13 protein-coding genes are annotated in these 15,688 nt (G+C 54.0%); 1 reads left to right on the top strand and 12 read right to left on the bottom strand.

The window, feature by feature from the left end:
• The 8 genes from V7Q49_RS17495 to V7Q49_RS17530 form a co-directional block, all read right to left on the bottom strand.
• Positions 1-792: an oxidative stress defense protein gene (locus V7Q49_RS17495; RefSeq protein WP_333853897.1), complete on the bottom strand. Its 792-nt coding sequence runs from the start codon at positions 790-792 to the stop codon at positions 1-3.
• A gap of 92 nt (positions 793-884) precedes the next feature.
• The gene (gene argO / locus V7Q49_RS17500) at positions 885-1,520 is read right to left on the bottom strand and encodes an arginine exporter ArgO (protein WP_333853899.1); all 636 of its coding nucleotides are present in this window, start codon (positions 1,518-1,520) and stop codon (positions 885-887) included.
• Between the two features lie 140 nt (positions 1,521-1,660).
• Entirely contained in the window at positions 1,661-2,518 is an 858-nt protein-coding gene (locus tag V7Q49_RS17505) for a small-conductance mechanosensitive channel MscS (protein WP_333853901.1), read from the bottom strand.
• Between the two features lie 123 nt (positions 2,519-2,641).
• A complete protein-coding gene (gene allS, locus V7Q49_RS17510; RefSeq protein WP_333853903.1) occupies positions 2,642-3,571 on the bottom strand; it encodes an HTH-type transcriptional activator AllS in 930 nt (309 codons plus the stop codon).
• Positions 3,489-4,364 (bottom strand): DUF2877 domain-containing protein, encoded by an 876-nt coding sequence (locus V7Q49_RS17515; RefSeq protein ID WP_333853905.1) that lies wholly within the window; start codon positions 4,362-4,364, stop codon positions 3,489-3,491. The genes allS and V7Q49_RS17515 overlap by 83 nt, the downstream gene beginning before the upstream one ends.
• A gap of 40 nt (positions 4,365-4,404) precedes the next feature.
• Positions 4,405-5,667: a DUF1116 domain-containing protein gene (locus V7Q49_RS17520; RefSeq protein ID WP_333853907.1), complete on the bottom strand. Its 1,263-nt coding sequence runs from the start codon at positions 5,665-5,667 to the stop codon at positions 4,405-4,407.
• A gap of 16 nt (positions 5,668-5,683) precedes the next feature.
• Positions 5,684-7,345, bottom strand: coding sequence for an acyl-CoA synthetase FdrA (locus V7Q49_RS17525; RefSeq protein ID WP_333853909.1), 1,662 nt, complete (start codon positions 7,343-7,345; stop codon positions 5,684-5,686).
• Positions 7,346-7,358: 13 nt separating this feature from the next.
• Complete coding sequence (locus V7Q49_RS17530) at positions 7,359-8,582, bottom strand: MFS transporter (RefSeq protein ID WP_333853910.1); 1,224 nt, start codon at positions 8,580-8,582, stop codon at positions 7,359-7,361.
• Between the two features lie 334 nt (positions 8,583-8,916).
• Between V7Q49_RS17530 and V7Q49_RS17535 the strand changes: the two genes are divergently transcribed.
• Positions 8,917-9,822 (top strand): carbamate kinase, encoded by a 906-nt coding sequence (locus tag V7Q49_RS17535; RefSeq protein ID WP_333853975.1) that lies wholly within the window; start codon positions 8,917-8,919, stop codon positions 9,820-9,822.
• Between the two features lie 46 nt (positions 9,823-9,868).
• Here V7Q49_RS17535 and fbaA read toward each other — a convergent pair whose 3' ends face one another.
• The 4 genes from fbaA to tkt form a co-directional block, all read right to left on the bottom strand.
• Positions 9,869-10,948, bottom strand: coding sequence for a class II fructose-bisphosphate aldolase (fbaA, locus tag V7Q49_RS17540; protein ID WP_166183909.1), 1,080 nt, complete (start codon positions 10,946-10,948; stop codon positions 9,869-9,871).
• An 89-nt stretch (positions 10,949-11,037) separates the two neighbouring features.
• Positions 11,038-12,201 (bottom strand): phosphoglycerate kinase, encoded by a 1,164-nt coding sequence (gene pgk / locus V7Q49_RS17545; protein ID WP_333853912.1) that lies wholly within the window; start codon positions 12,199-12,201, stop codon positions 11,038-11,040.
• A 49-nt stretch (positions 12,202-12,250) separates the two neighbouring features.
• Entirely contained in the window at positions 12,251-13,270 is a 1,020-nt protein-coding gene (gene epd, locus V7Q49_RS17550; protein WP_333853913.1) for an erythrose-4-phosphate dehydrogenase, read from the bottom strand.
• A gap of 356 nt (positions 13,271-13,626) precedes the next feature.
• The gene (tkt, locus tag V7Q49_RS17555; RefSeq protein ID WP_333853915.1) at positions 13,627-15,618 is read right to left on the bottom strand and encodes a transketolase; all 1,992 of its coding nucleotides are present in this window, start codon (positions 15,616-15,618) and stop codon (positions 13,627-13,629) included.
• Between the last annotated feature and the right edge of the window lie 70 nt (positions 15,619-15,688).

Raw genomic sequence — 15,688 nt, forward strand, 5'->3', positions numbered from 1 at the left:
TTACGGTGCTTTGGTCGCCGTATCCTGCTGCTGATTCTGCTGAGCAGGTTGGCTCTGCTGAGTCTGGTCATTCTGCTGCTGAGTCTGCGTTGGCTCCAGCTGGAACACCACATCAACCTGATCGTCAAACTGAATCGTTGGCTGTTCGTAGGTATCCTGGGCAGAGACCGGGGCCGCTTCCGCTTTCATCATGCGGACCATCGGGCTCGGCTGATAGTTAGAGACGTGGTAACGCACGCTGTAAACCGGGCCCAGTTTGCTGTTAAAGCCTGAGGCCAGTTGCTGCGCCTGACGCACGGCATCATCAATCGCCGCTTTACGCGCTTCATCTTTATACTTCTCTGGTTGCGCAACACCCAGGGAGACAGAACGGATTTCGTTCAGACCCGCTTTCAGCGCACCGTCTAACAGAGAGTTGAGCTTATCAAGCTGACGCACCGTGACTTCCACAGTACGCACCGCGCGGTAACCTTTCAGGATACTTTTGCCATCCTTATAGTCATAATCCGGCTGGGTACGCAGGTTGGCAGAGTTGATATCTTTTTTACCGACGCCGTTCTGCTCCAGGAAAGAGAGATATTGCGCAACGCGATCGTCTGCCTGTTTCTTGGCGGTGGCCGCATCTTTTGCCGCCACGTTCACTTCGATGGCTAAGGTCGCGATATCCGGTGCCGCATCCACGCTTGCGGTGCCGGAGGTCACAATGTGTGGGCTGTCAGGCAGTTCGCTGGCCTGAACGGATGTTGCGCCAAAACCCATTAGTGCCGCCAGGGCGATTACATTCAACTTCACTTTTATTCCTCCATGTTGCGAAGAGTGCCCATGTAACAGGGCGCATGCCAGCAAGCTTAGCGGCTGCTGGTCGAATGTCCATAAGACAACGCTTAGTAGAATAGTTCACGAATGTGATGAATCCCCTCTTTCGCCAGCTGGAAAGCGATAAACCACATCACCACGCCGACCAGGCCGTTGATAATGCGCTGGGCTTTGGCGGTACGCAGGCGAGGAGCCAGCCAGGCGGCGAGCAGCGCCAGACCAAAGAACCACAGGAAAGAGGCGCTGACGGTCCCCAGGGCAAACCAGCGTCTCGGCTCGGCATCCAGCTGCCCACCGAGGCTGCCCAGCACCACGAAGGTATCCAGATAAACATGCGGATTGAGCCAGGTGACCGCCAGCATGGTGACGATAATTTTCCAGCGCCCCTGCTTCATCACTTCGGCGCTGGCAAGCTCAATATTGCTGCCCATCGCCGTTTTCAAAGCGCCAAAGCCATACCACAGTAAAAACGCAACGCCGCCCCAGGTGACTAAGGCCAACAGCCAGGGGGACTGCATCAGCAGCGCGCTGCCGCCGAAAATCCCGGCACAGATCAGCAGCATATCGCTCACCGCGCAGAGCAGCGCAATCATCAGATGATACTGACGACGTATACCCTGGTTCATGACGAACGCATTTTGTGGCCCAAGGGGCAGGATCATTGCCGCGCCAATCATAACCCCTTGAATATAAAAAGATAACATGGAAATTAATCTCAGAAAGCTGTCTTGAGGGCAGACTATACTGCGGGAGGATAATAAGAGGAAATGGATAATATTAATTGGCAATAAGCGGGGCTAATTAAACCCGGCACGCGTTGCACGCGCCGGGTTGCGGGAAAAGGTTATTCCGCCGGTTCTTTCACACGCTTGAAGTTTACGTCCATCTGCGGATATGGGAAGCTGATGCCGTTGGCATCAAAGTCGCGCTTCACGCGTTCCAGCACATCCCAGTAGACGTTCTGCAAATCACCGCTGTTGCTCCAGACGCGCACCACAAAGTTGATCGATGAGGCGCCGAGCTCATTCAGGCGAACGGTCATCTCGCGATCTTTCAGAATGCGGTCATCCGACTCGATAATGTTGGTCAGCAGCTGCTTCACCTTGTCGAGGTCTGAGTCATATGCCACGCCAATGATGAACTCATTGCGACGGACGGGCTCACGGGAGAAGTTGATGATGTTATTGGCGATGATTTTGCCGTTCGGGATCACCACCATACGGCCATCCGCGCTGCGCAGCGTGGTAGAGAAGATCTGCACCTGCAGCACAGTACCGGCCACGCCGCCCAGATCGACATACTCCCCGGAACGGAACGGACGGAAGGTCACCAGCAGTACCCCGGCAGCCAGGTTCGACAGCGAGCCCTGCAAGGCCAGACCAATGGCCAGACCGGCGGCACCCAGTACAGCGATCACCGACGCCGTTTGTACCCCGACACGCCCAAGGGCCGCAATCAGCGTAAATGCGATAACGCCGTAGCGCACCAGTGCCGAGAGGAAATCTGCGACAGTGGCATCAATATGACGCGCCCGCATCACGCGGTTAACCGCATTAGAGATGATGCGCGCCACAATCATACCGACGACGATAATGGCGATGGCCGCCACAATGTTTACGGCGTAACTCAACAGCAATGCCTGGTTACGCACCAGCCAGGAGCCCGCGTTATTGATGCTATCTACAACACCGAGATCTTCCATTCAATTTTCCTTGTTAATCACCCAAACACACGCTTACGAGATCTTAATCACGAAAACGCCACTGTTAAAGGTAAACAAAAACAGAAGAATATGCCATTTGCCGCACCGGATTCGTATCAAGATTTAGCCAGATGGATAATCGATCGCCTGGATAAAGTCAGCCACCAGCGGATCCTGTCGGCGAAACAACGTCACAATCTCATCAATCACTTTTCCGCTGCCGACGGACTTCCATGCAACCGAAAGCGGGGATTTTTGGCGCGGGTTTACCACATCACGTGCCACCAGCTGCCCGGCGTCGATATAGGGCTGACACTGACGTTCAGGCAGAAAACCGACACCCAGCCCACTGAGATGACAGGCAATTTTGGTGCCCATATCCGGAACCTTGATCTCTTTTTGCCCGCCGAGCAGCCATGCCACCCGACGCGTTAAATTGCGCGAGGTGTCATCAATATTGATGGCCGGATAGCGCCGTAACATGTCATCAGTTAAGGAATCGGCCGGATGGGTTGCAAGCGGATGGTCATGGGACACGACAAATCGCCAGCTCACGTCACCCAATGGAAGAAGGGAGATAGTATTGGACAGTGATTCCGACCCTGTCACACCGATAGCAAGATGAAAATCGTCATAGAGCAATGCATCCCACACGCCCATATAAACCTGGCAGGAAAGGTGAAAACGCGTGAAGGGAAAACGTTGATGTAGCCAGGTTAAGAGCCTGGCGGCAGACTGTGGCTGATAGAGCAGATTGTTTACAACAATATTGATTTGTCTTTCGACACCCGCATTGATTTGCTGCAGTTCATCCGGCATGGCATCCAGCCAGCTCAGCCACTGTCGGCAGTTTTCAAGCAGATGCGTTCCCGCGGGGGTTAAGCTCACTGAACGGGTTGTGCGCAAAAAAAGCTGCGTACCGGTCTGCTCCTCAAGCGTTTTGATCCGATAGCTGATCGCTGCTGGCGTTTTATGGAGTGAAGCGGCCGCTCGCGAGAAACTGCCTGTCTCCGCTACCCGTATAAATGTCCGCACTGTTTCCTGATCGAGCATGTCTTCGCCTTTTTTTCCGGGTCTGTAACCATCGCAACGTTATTACCATGCCGGCCACGATATCTGCGCCTGACGTATGGCCCATCAGCACCAGTCGACGAATTGCTCTGTGCGGATCGCGCCCGGCTTGCAGGCAACGCAGCAGATGAAGAACAGGGGTAGAAAACTCACCGTAGCGGGCGCTGTTGAGATAACTGCAGCTTACCGAAGTTGTGAGCGTGGTGAGTTGATCGGCCGAGGGTAAAAAAGGGCAAGCCTGGAGTTGCAGGGAAAAGTGTGAAGCATATAACACTGCCAGTGCGCCTGTGAGCATGTCGTCGCCGCCGGGTGTTAAGCCGGGCCCCATGCCGATTAATCCTGTCCAGGAAGGGGGCGTACCACGCTTCCATTGCATCAGCCCTTCCTGCAATAACCCTGCAGCGATGGCATCAGTTTGCAACCGACAAAGCGGGCCACACAAACCCGTTTGTTCTGTATAACCGAGCAAATCCGGCACGGACATCACACCGTTTTGAGGGATCAGATTGAGCCGACGTCGAAGCGAGACAGATGCCTCATGCCCCACCAAAGTCTTTCCCTGCTTGATCCATCGTTGGGCATCGTATACTTTCGCGAAATTCCGCGTGGAGAGTAACACCCCGGCTGGCGCAACCCCTTTGCCATAACGGATAAAGGTCAACAAAGTGCCATCAGCATGGCTGTAGTTGATCGCATGAGTGAAGCGGCTGTGCAGATTCCACTCCCCATCACTCAGACGGTCAACGCCGCCATAGGCCAGAGACTGTACGATCATAGTGAGAACTCCGGGGCGGTAAGACCGCCCCTTTTAGCCATTACGCGGTAACGTGATACAGCTCAGCAAGAGCCTCAAGTGCTTTTTCAAAGCACGGCAACGGTGCGCGCACCGTTCCGGCACCCACCTGGCCGATCCCCGCTTCCCGGTGGGCGATACCCGTATTGATCAGCGGCGTGATCCCGGTTTCGACAACCCGACGCACATCTAACGCCAGACAGGCCCCTTTGAAGTCCCAGGATGGGATCTGGAAGAGTGGGTTGCTGGCGAGATAAATTTCAGCCATCTCTTCTGAAACCTCCAGCGCAGCGCCCATTCCACCTGCGCCCACAAAGCGAGTGACGCCAGGCGCTGCAATCATCGCCGCCCCGCCAATCCCCAGCGTTTCGGTGATCGCGCTGTCGCCAATATCCGGGTTCGCATCCGCCTGGCTGTAACCGGTAAAGAACAGTCCCTGCGGCGTGTTCACCGGCGCGGTAAACCAGCGATCGCCGGTGCCACTGACGCGAATTCCAAACTCACGGCCATTACGCGTCATGGCTGTAACAATGGTACCGGCCTTAATTTGCGCCGCCGCATCCATCACCGCCTTGCTGTAGGCCATTGCCAGATTGAGGAAGAACTGATCGGTCACGCTCAGGAACTGCAGCACTTCGATAATTTCAGCCTGAGGGCGATCCAGACCCGCAATCACCGGGGAAAGCGTACGCAGTAATAAAGAAGACGCGGCGATATTACGCTGGTGGAACTCATCGCCCATGGTAATGGCCTGTGCCATCATCGCTGTCAGATCGATTCCATTGTCGATTTTGCTCAGCGCCGTCTGCAGGACGGGTGCCAGCGTATCGCGCATCCAGCGCAGCCGCTGCTGTACATCATCACCGTAGGCGCCAAAACGCATCACCTTGCCGATGCCTTCGTTCAGGTTACAGCAGGCCTGGTTACCATGAACCACATCACGCACAATCAGCACCGGCATGTTCGCCGAGGTGATACCGCCCATTGGTCCCACGGCACCAACATGGTGACAGGGGATGAACGCCACTTCACCCTGCTCCAGCAGGCGCACCGCATCCTCTTCGCGCTCAGCCCAACCTTCAAACAGTGCTGCCCCAATGCATGCGCCACGCATTGGCCCTGTCATATCCTCCCAGGCAATCGGTGGGCCCGCATGCAACAGCTTACGGCCGGAAGAGAGCTCAGTGACGGCTTCTTTGGCAGGACATACGGCAATCCAGTGCGGACGTGCGGCTTTAATTCGTTCGATAATGGCTTCATTGGCCTGTGCAATAGATGAATACATATCTGTACCTCTGAACTTAATGTAACTGTTTGAGTAAACTGGCGAGACGAGCGTTGCCACCGGCGACCGGTGCCCATTGATAGTGCACAACCGGTGTCCCGCTGCTTTGCAGATCCAGAGCAAAACTACGCAGACCGGCATTGATGACCTGCACGCCGTCGAGAAGTGCGCTGTGGTTTTCCGGTGCGCTCTGCGTCTGGTGTTTGATCAGAGAGGTGGCGAGCAAAACGGCCTCTTCCAGTGTCTCAACAACGGCTACACCGGCTCGCTGCAGTGTTTCGATTTGCCCGTTACGCCCCTGCGGATCGGCGTCGGTTCCGGTCAGCGTGGCAATAACCACTAACGGCTCAACGCGTCGTGAACGCACTTTTTCAATCGCCTCGACCACCGCCGCCGCAGGATCGGCACAGGCCCCATAGCCCAGCACCACATCCAGCAGCAGAACGCCCGTGTCAGGCTGAGCAGCAAGTTTTTCAATTTCGATGCTGCGGGTCGTTGGGTCGATCATCGGATGTGGTCTGCCGAGTGTGTAACTGTCATCCCCGAGATCGACGATGCGGTGCCCCCCGGACTCCAGCATGATTCCATCCTGATGACTTTCGCTCAGCGGCATATTTAGCTCCCCGGAAAGCAACATCGCCGCTTCTGCCGCCAGCGTACCGCCGGCATACAAACCGCAAATGCGCTTACCCACGACCTCAGGCTGAGAATGGCGCTGCTTAGCCACACGCATCAGCAGCACCGCGAGACGTGCGGCATCGGAGAGGGAATGCGCGAGCCAGACGTTGCCTTCGCGGCGTTGCTCCGGTTTACTCCCGAGGAAGAGCGCGACCACTGGCTTACTGACAGACTGCATGGCTGTAATAACCTGGGTGCGCACCTGTGGTGACGGCGGTTTGGAGACAAATGCGATGACCTTTGTTGCTTCATTGCCCGCCAGCATATCCAGTGCGGTGAGCGCGCTAAGGCCACCAACGTCAGCACTCAGATCGCGCCCCCCCAAACCAATGGCATGGCTTATCCCCTGCTGATGAAGTGCAATCTGAGACGTGATCTCCTGGATACCGGTCCCGGACGCACCAATTACGCCAACCCCCCCCTCAGGCAAGACGTTGGCGAAAGCCAGTGGGCTGCCAGCAATCATTGCCGTTCCACAGTCAGGCCCCATAACGATCAAACCGCGCTCGCGAGCCAGTTTTTTCAGTTCTACTTCCTGTGCAACCGGCACGTTATCGGAAAACAGCATCACGTTTTTATCTGCCAGTAATCCCTCTCTGGCGACCGATGCGGCGTACTCCCCCGCAACGGATACCAGCAGCAGATTAGCCTCAGGCAGTTTCTGGCAGGCACTTTCCCAGCGCCGCGCTTTCACCAGCTGGCGTGAACTTCCCGACGCAGTGGCAATCGCATTCAGTTCTTTCTCCAGCTGCTCGCGGATAAGCTCCAAAATCTCGGACTGTCCGGACTCCGTGCGCACAGCCACACAGATATCGTTTGGTGTCGCCAGGGAAAAATCGTCATGCCAGAAGCCCGTTGAATCCAGCATCGATTTATTTGCTGGGGTTCCCATCATGACGGAAACCTGATCAACTTCCGGGTGCTCACTTAATTTGCGGGAAATAATCATCAGGCTGACGGAATCCTGAAAACTTCCCTTTTTAACAAAGGCGTAAATCATTACCGCTACCTCTTTATGCACGTTTCTCTTTTAAGAACAGCATCCCGCACAGACCAATAGCCAGCAGAACCGCTGAGACATAAAAACTGGAAGCAAGGCTTCCTGTCATATCGCGAACTGCTCCTGCAATAATCGGTGCCAGAATGGATGAGCTCATACCAATGAAATTAAATAACCCGAATGCAGTGCTGTAATTGTTTTCATCAACGCTGTCTGCAACCAGCGCCACCAGGACCGGATCCAGCGCTAGCTTGCCCACCAGGCCATAAACGCAGAGCGCGACAATGACGCCGGTCATATTTGGCATCCAGACAATGGATAACATGCTGACAATCGCCACAGGCACTAAGAACAGAATTAAAGGCTTACGTTTGCCTAATTTATCGGAAAGGCTGGAGAACAGAAGCGCGCCCGGAATAGAGATCCACGCCACCAGCGAGGAGATAAATCCGGTTTCGCTGCCCGGAATGCCACGCTCATTCTGTAAGTAATAAGGAAGCCAGGTCAGGATCACGAAGAAGCCAAATAGACTGCAGAACACCATGATATAAGTGAGGATCAGGTTACGGTTCTTAAACAGATCGCTGAACTTGCCTTTTTTGACCGCCTGCCCTTCGACCTCTGCGGTGCGTTTCTTTTCTTTAACGAATAGCCAGATAGCAACCCCTACTAGGACAGAAGGAATAGCCATGGCATAAAAAGGCATCCGCCAGGAGTGACCCTGGTCATAGACCAGCCAGCTGGATGTCATCAATCCGAGGGCAATACCGAACGCCATACCGCTGTTAATTATCGCGCTACCCAGAGAACGATATTTTTTGGGGATCTGCTCAGACGATAAACCGTACTGAGGGCCGTAATATGTTCCTTCTCCGGCACCAGTAACAACGCGAGCAAAGAGCAGTGTGTACCAGCTTTTTGCCCAACCAGTCACAGCGGTAAAGACACCAAAGAGAATAAATCCAGGCACCAAAACTTTTTTCTTACCGATTTTATCGCCAAGGATCCCGGCGGGGATTTGCAATAAAGCATAAGAAAAATAGAACACTGAATTAAGTATTCCTAATTGCGTCCCGCTTAGGCCAAATTCTTTTTCCAGCTCCCCCATAACTGGATTTAATACTGTGCGATCGGCATACATAAAAACCCAGCCAAGCCAGAACAGTATAATAGTGACCCACCAGGCCGGTATTCCTTTTTTCTTTGTGGCCTCAGCCACGTCATACGATGCAGACATAAGCAATCTCCCGGTAGTATTTACCGCTGAATACCTCTTGTTATCGTGCTGATACGTGAGGCTTGATGTTATAACTGTCGTTACAGTATCGGGCTATTACGCTATTTCATTTGAGCAACGTCACACAAAATCTATTGTTATAAATTCCTGAGAATTGACGGCAAGTTTATTAAAAAAAATCTAATAATGACTTTCAAAATTAATTAAATAAACAAAAGCAAAACAGGATTAATTAATGAGATATTTTTTCTGCTCATCGAGTTGTAACGCTTATCACATTATCGTTTCCATAAAGCTTTATTTTGACCGCGAGATATCTACCAATGAGGTCACAATGAAAAAGAAAATTGTTATTGCTCTTGGCGGCAACGCGTTATTGCAGCGTGGAGAAGTCCTGAGTGCAGAAAACCAACAGCGCAGTATCAAGATCTTTGCCAAAATGGTCGCTGCGCTGGCGAGTGATTACCAGCTGGTGATCGTGCATGGCAACGGGCCGCAGGTAGGCCTGCTCGCATTGCAGAATGCGGCCTATACCGAATCGCCCGCCTGGCCGCTTGACATACTGGTAGCGGAAAGCCAGGGAATGATTGGCTCCGCTATCGCGCAGGAACTGACACAGTATGCAGGCAGCGTTCCGGTATCAACGCTCATGACCCGCGTTGAAGTGGATGCGAACGATCCGGCTTTTGCCCTACCTGGCAAATATATAGGCCCGGTTTATCAGCCTGAGCAACAGGCAATGCTTGAGGAGCGATACGGCTGGAAGATAAAAGCAGACGGCCAGTATATCCGTCGCGTTGTCCCCTCTCCGCTTCCCCTGAAGATCGTCGATGATAAGGCGATCGCAACGCTGATGGATGCCGGTCATTTGGTGATTTGCTGTGGCGGTGGTGGTATTCCGGTGATGGCTAACGGAGAGGGCTATCAGGGAATTGAAGCTGTCATCGATAAAGACCTGACCGCTGCGGTACTGGCGCAATCTATTAATGCCGATCATCTGCTGATTCTGACCGATGCCGATGCGGTTTATGAAAACTGGGGAACACCGCAGGCTCGCGCGCTTCGCCATGTGACGTTGCAGGAACTCGAACCTTATGCCGCACCGGACGGCGCGATGGGGCCGAAGGCCGCAGCGGTGATACAGTTTGTGAAGCAAACCGGAAACACGGCGTTTATCGGTGCCCTGAAAGACGCTCCACAAATCCTCGCTGGTGAGAAAGGAACCTGTATTACGGGCTAAAAAAAAGGCTTCCCGAAGGAAGCCTTTTTAGTGGGGCACAATCAAATTACAGAACGTCAACCGCGTTCAGCTCTTTGAATGCCTGCTCCAGACGCGTCACCATAGAGGCCTGGGCTGAACGCAGCCATACGCGTGGATCGTAGTATTTCTTGTTCGGCTGGTCTTCGCCTTTCGGGTTGCCCAGCTGGCCCTGCAGGTAAGCTTCGTTAGTTTTGTAGTACTGCAGAATACCGTCCCAGGTTGCCCATTGGGTGTCGGTATCGATGTTCATTTTGATAACACCGTAGCTTACGGAGTCTTTGATTTCCTGAGCAGAAGAACCGGAACCGCCGTGGAAGACGAAGTTCAGGCTGTTGTGCGGCAGGTTGTGTTTCTTAGAAACGTATTCCTGAGAATCACGCAGAATGGTCGGGGTCAGAACCACGTTGCCTGGCTTGTACACGCCGTGTACGTTACCGAAGGAGGCAGCGATGGTGAAACGCGGGCTGATTTTGCTCAGCTCGGTGTAGGCGTAATCAACATCTTCTGGCTGAGTGTACAGGGCAGAAGCGTCCATGTGGCTGTTGTCCACGCCGTCTTCTTCACCACCGGTGCAACCCAGTTCGATTTCCAGAGTCATGTCCATTTTGGCCATGCGCGCCAGGTATTTGGAGCAGATCTCGATGTTTTCTTCCAGAGACTCTTCAGACAGGTCGATCATGTGAGAAGAGAACAGTGGCTTACCGGTTGCCGCGAAGTGTTTTTCACCCGCGTCCAGCAGACCGTCGATCCACGGCAGCAGTTTCTTCGCGCAGTGGTCAGTGTGCAGGATAACCGGAACACCGTAGTGCTCAGCCATCTGGTGTACGTGATGTGCGCCAGAGATTGCGCCCAGGATTGCCGCGCCCTGAGGAACGTCAGTTTTCACGCCTTTACCTGCGATAAACGCAGCGCCACCGTTGGAGAACTGAACGATTACCGGAGCTTTAACTTTTGCTGCGGCTTCCAGTACGGCGTTAATAGAGTCGGTACCGACGCAGTTAACAGCTGGCAGAGCAAAGTTGTTTTCTTTTGCTACCTGGAACACCTTCTGAACGTCATCACCAGTGATCACGCCAGGTTTTACGAAATCAAAAATTTTAGACATGTTGCGAGTCCTGTATCTTCGGCCTTGGAAAGGGGCGTGCTCTTAAAAGCGCGCTGAAAATTGGGCAGGTTTCCCTGCCCTAAAATGGCTTACTTCTTAGCGCGCTCTTCGAGCATGGCTACTGCTGGCAGAACTTTGCCTTCCACGAATTCGAGGAATGCGCCGCCGCCAGTGGAGATGTAGGAGATCTTGTCGGAAATACCGAACAGATCGATTGCTGCCAGGGTATCACCGCCGCCAGCAATGGAGAATGCTTCGCTGTCTGCAATCGCGTTAGCCACGATTTCAGTACCTTTACGGAAGTTCGGGAATTCGAACACACCAACCGGGCCGTTCCACAGAATGGTTTTTGCATTCTTCAGGATTTCAGCCAGTTTCTCTGCAGAGGCATCGCCCAGGTCCAGAATCTGCTCTTCGTTTTTGATGTCAGAGACAGATTTCAGCTCAGCGGTTGCGGTTTCAGAGAACTCAGTCGCTACGCGAACGTCAGTTGGAACAGGGATATCACAGGTAGTCAGCAGGCGTTTGGCTTCGTCAACCAGGTCTGCTTCGTACAGGGATTTACCCACGTTGTGGCCCTGAGCGGCAACGAAGGTGTTGGCGATACCACCGCCAACGATCAGCTGGTCAGCGATTTTTGACAGGGAATCCAGAACGGTCAGTTTGGTAGAAACTTTAGAACCACCAACGATAGCAACCATTGGACGAGCAGGTTCTTTCAGGGCTTTGCCCAGCGCTTCCAGTTCGTCAGCCAGCAGAGGACCCGCACAGGCGACGTCAGCGAATTTACCGATACCGTGGGTAGAAGCCTGCGCACGGTGAGCTGTACCGAAAGCATCCATTACGAACACGTCGCACAGGGCAGCGTATTTTTTGGACAGGGTTTCGTCGTCTTTCTTCTCGCCTTTGTTAAAGCGAACGTTTTCCAGAACAACCAGCTCACCTTCAGCCACTTCAACGCCGTCCAGGTAGTCTTTAACCAGACGTACCGGGTTGGACAGTTTGTCTTTCAGGTAATTAACAACCGGCAGCAGAGAGAACTCTTCGTTGTATTCGCCTTCGGTCGGACGACCCAGGTGGGAGGTTACCATCACTTTCGCGCCCTGCTTCAGTGCCAGTTCGATGGTTGGCAGAGATGCACGGATACGCGCGTCGCTGGTCACTTTGCCATCTTTAACCGGTACGTTCAGATCCGCACGGATGAAAACGCGTTTACCTGCCAGATCCAGATCGGTCATCTTAATTACAGACATGGTGAATCCTCTCGTTGATTCTTAAAGTTTTGCAGACGCAATACGCGCCTTACCTGAAACCTTGTGCGGCCATGGCTAACGTGGTGTCGAGCATCCTGTTAGCAAAGCCCCATTCGTTATCACACCAGACCAGCGTTTTGATCAGATGCGCTCCACTCACGCGCGTTTGGGTGCCATCAACAATGGCGCTATGCGGATCGTGGTTAAAATCTACTGAGACCAACGGTAATTCCGTATAGTCAACTATACCATGAAATGCTTGCTGTGCCGCTTTTTGCAGCAACAGGTTGACCTCACAGGCTTTTACCGGTTTTTTTACGGTTACGCTGAGGTCGATCGCCGTCACGTTGATCGTAGGAACACGCACGGCGATGGCTTCAAAACGGTCTTCAAACTGGGGGAAAATTCGGGTAATACCGGCCGCCAGTTTGGTATCCACCGGAATAATCGACTGACTCGCCGCGCGAGTGCGTCGCAGATCCGGGTGGTACGCGTCAATGACCTGCTGATCGTGCATGGCGGAATGAATCGTGGTCACGGTGCCCGATTCAATGCCATAGGCATCGTCCAGCAGTTTGATGACCGGAATAATACAGTTGGTGGTACAGGAGGCATTGGAGACGATGCGGTGTTCCGCTTGCAGCTCATGATGGTTAACGCCGTAAACCACCGTGGCATCGAGATCGTTACTGCCGGGATGTGAGAAGAGCACCTTCTTCGCGCCAGCCGCCAGATGGGCTTCGCCGTGTTCGCGATTGCCGTAGACGCCGGTACAGTCGAGCACCACATCTACACCCAGCTCACGCCAGGGTAAGGCGTCGATTGACTGCTCGTGCAGCACACGAATCACATCATCCCCGACGAACAGCTGCTCTCTCTCCTGACGAACGTCCCAGGCAAAGCGCCCATGGCTGGTGTCATATTTCAATAAATGCGCCATGCCTGCGGCATCCGCCAGTTCATTGATGGCCACCACGGTCATTTCCGCCCGACGCCCGGATTCATATAAAGCACGAACCACGTTACGTCCGATGCGACCGAAACCATTAATCGCTACGCGTACGGTCATAAGTCTCCTGCAAAGCTTTCCCTGATTCGAGGTGGCTGACAGAGTAATCCAGCAACGCTCTGAGGGGAATCCTTGCCTGTCACAAACTCCAACTGATTGGTCATTTGTCGAACGTTTAATCGACTGAAACGCTTCAGCCAGAATAAGCGAAACGTGGAATAAAGGGAATGTCTGTCCAGACCAATAAGCCAGCTATATGACTTGCGTCACATTTCTGCTGGAATAATTCACAGTGTAGTTACATGTTTGAGGAATAGCGCATACAAAAAAGCCGGGTGGCGCGCTAGCGCTTACCCGGCCAACTTTCGTGCCATTTGTAGGCCCGGTAAGCGTAGTGCCACCGGGCAAAACAGCAATTACAGCAGTTCTTTCGCTTTCGCGACCACGTTCTCAACGGTGAAGCCGAACTCTTCGAACAGCTGCTCAGCCGGAGCAGACTCACCGAAGGTGGTCATGCCGACGATAGCGCCGTTCAGGCCCACGTATTTGAACCAGTAGTCAGCGATACCCGCTTCGATAGCCACACGGGCAGAAACGGCTTTCGGCAGCACGGATTCACGGTAAGCCGCGTCCTGCTTGTCGAAGGCGTCCGTAGACGGCATGGAAACCACGCGCGCTTTCACGCCTTCGCCTGCCAGCTGATCCCAGGCCGCAACGGCCAGTTCAACTTCGGAACCGGTGGCAATGAAGATCACCTGTGGCTGACCGTCGCAATCTTTCAGCACGTAACCACCGCGGGCGATGTTCGCCAGTTGCTCTTCGGTACGATCCTGCTGAGCCAGGTTCTGACGGGAAAGGATCAGTGCGGTCGGACCGTCCTGACGTTCAACGCCATATTTCCACGCTACCGCGGATTCAACCTGGTCACATGGACGCCATGTGGACATGTTCGGGGTGACGCGCAGGGAAGCCACCTGCTCAACCGGCTGGTGAGTCGGGCCATCTTCGCCCAGGCCGATGGAGTCGTGAGTGTATACCATCACCTGACGCTGTTTCATCAGCGCAGCCATACGCACCGCGTTACGGGCATATTCCACAAACATCAGGAAGGTGGAGGTGTACGGCAGGAAGCCGCCGTGCAGGGAGATACCGTTAGCAATCGCGGTCATACCGAATTCACGTACACCGTAATGGATGTAGTTACCGGCAGCATCTTCGTTGATTGCTTTAGAGCCAGACCAGATAGTCAGGTTAGAAGGCGCCAGGTCAGCGGAGCCGCCGAGGAATTCTGGCAGCCAGGGACCGAAGGCTTCGATGGCATTCTGAGACGCTTTACGGCTGGCGATTTTGGACGGGTTCGCCTGCAATTTAGCGATGAACTCGTTCGCTTTCGCGTCGAAATCTGCTGGCATGTCACCTTTCATACGACGGGTGTATTCAGCCGCTTCCTGTGGGAAGGCTTTAGCGTAGGCAGCAAATTTCTCGTTCCAGGCTGCTTCTTTCGCCTGGCCAGCTTCTTTGGCATCCCACTGCGCGTAGATCTCAGATGGGATCTCAAACGCGGCGTGTTTCCAGCCCAGCTGTTCGCGGGTCAGAACGATCTCTGCGTCACCCAGCGGCGCACCGTGGGAGTCGTGAGTACCGGCCTTGTTCGGGGAACCGAAACCGATGATGGTTTTGCACATCAGCAGGGACGGTTTGTCGGTCACAGCGCGTGCTTCTTCTACTGCGCGTTTAATCGCTTCAGCATCGTGGCCGTCAACACCACGCACCACGTGCCAGCCGTAGGCTTCGAAACGTGCTGCGGTATCGTCGGTGAACCAGCCTTCAACGTGGCCGTCGATGGAGATGCCGTTGTCGTCATAGAACGCAACCAGTTTGCCCAGCTTCAGGGTACCGGCCAGGGAGCATACCTCGTGAGAGATACCTTCCATCATGCAGCCGTCGCCGAGGAACGCATAGGTGAAGTGGTCAACAATGTCGTGACCCGGACGGTTGAACTGCGCCGCCAGCGTCTTCTCAGCAATCGCCATGCCCACTGCGTTAGCAATACCCTGACCCAGCGGGCCGGTGGTGGTTTCTACACCTGCGGTGTAACCCACTTCCGGGTGGCCCGGGGTTTTGGAGTGCAGCTGACGGAAGTTTTTCAGCTCTTCGATTGGCAGGTCATAGCCGGTGAGGTGCAGCAGGCTGTAGATCAGCATGGAGCCATGGCCATTGGACAGCACGAAGCGGTCGCGGTCAGCCCAGGCTGGGTTCTGCGGGTTGTGGTTCAGGAAATCACGCCACAGCACTTCGGCAATGTCAGCCATGCCCATAGGGGCGCCCGGGTGACCAGATTTGGCTTTTTGTACAGCATCCATGCTCAGCGCACGAATAGCATTAGCAAGCTCTTTACGTGAGGACATTTTGACTCCAGATCGGATGTTGAAGGCCATGCCCGTTTCGGCTTGACGACAGCGCGTTTTGGGCTACGCC

The sequence above is a fragment of the Leclercia sp. genome (assembly GCF_036780805.1).
GTDB lineage: Bacteria > Pseudomonadota > Gammaproteobacteria > Enterobacterales > Enterobacteriaceae > Enterobacter.